Annotated in this window: 1 protein-coding gene; it reads left to right on the forward strand. The window is 28.6% G+C overall.

Annotated features, from left to right (window positions below; all coding sequences use genetic code 11):
* Positions 1-138: 138 nt before the first annotated feature.
* Positions 139-837: a hypothetical protein gene (locus HGB55_RS15050; protein WP_168817895.1), complete on the forward strand. Its 699-nt coding sequence runs from the start codon at positions 139-141 to the stop codon at positions 835-837.
* Positions 838-1,216 lie beyond the last annotated feature (379 nt).

Raw genomic sequence — 1,216 nt, forward strand, 5'->3', positions numbered from 1 at the left:
CAATGGCTATATTGCATTGTGGCAGATTTTCTTTTTCAGAAAATCCTCGTATATTTACTAAACTAATTGCTATGGCGGAAAAATCTTACTGATTTTTCCACAACGACAACATAGCCTAAACCGTTGGGTTTAATACGAATGAAACATATAAACTACATTTTAATATTTCTATTTTTAGTTGGTTGCTCATCAACAAAGAAACTGACAGAAAACAATCCTAAACCGACAAAGTTTGTTTTCAAAAAATCTATGGTTTCTTCACAAATTGGGATATCGGATTTGGAATTAAAAACGGATTCTCTAATTGATGCAACTTACAAACCTAATGGAGAAGATTCTTTGATGAATAAAAAACTCAAAGAAATGCAAATGACTGATTTTCTAGCTCTAACACCTGAAACGGAAATTTATGTGGAAATTCAAAATGACTCTATTTGGCGTTATACCAAACAAAAAGGTAAAATGATTGGCGATTATTTTATGATTCAAAAAAATAGTGGAATTTTAAGTTATTACGACAAATCAAAATCTGTGAATTACAGAGAATATGACTTATTTGATAAAAACCACGAATACGAAATAATTGAAAATAGAAAAGATAGAAAAGAAATAAAAGGATTCGAGTGTTACAAATTGACTCTGATTAAAAAAGACACAGAAAGCGATTTAGGAAATACTATTTATAAAATGTATGTGACTGACCGAATTGAATTACCTATCCATTCTGTAATTAATTTGACCAAACTTGTGCCAAACACTTTTCCTATGGAAATAAAAATTTCAGAAGAAAAACTTTCTGGAATGGCTGAATTATATGAATTAATCGGAATTGAATAAAGTACTAAACCCAACAACGTGTATAATTAATTGCTTTTTAAGTGCTTACTTACGAAAATTCCTGCGGAATTTTCTCGGGTTCGTAAAAGTTTACTAAATTAGTTGCTTAACCACGCAACTAACCATACACAAACCCGTTGGCAACAAGCGGGTTTGAAATTCTAAGATAAATTTAACTCTGAATTTAAAATAGATTTTGTATTTTTGATTAAAAGTAAATTATGATATGAATTTAGAAGCTAGAAAATTATTGTTTATTCAAGAAATTCTTAAAATACAAAGTGAGAAAACTATTTCTCGCCTTGAAACTATTTTGAAAAAAGAAAAAACTGTAATTGAATTTGATAATATTCAGCCAATGACTATGAAAAAATTTAAT

Origin of the sequence: Lutibacter sp. B1, from assembly GCF_012524075.1 — a bacterium.
Classification (GTDB): domain Bacteria; phylum Bacteroidota; class Bacteroidia; order Flavobacteriales; family Flavobacteriaceae; genus Lutibacter.

Coding starts and splice junctions, on each gene's coding strand:
- HGB55_RS15050 (WP_168817895.1), top strand. CDS start 139: ATGAAACATATAAACTACATTTTAATATTTCTATTTTTAGTTGGTTGC.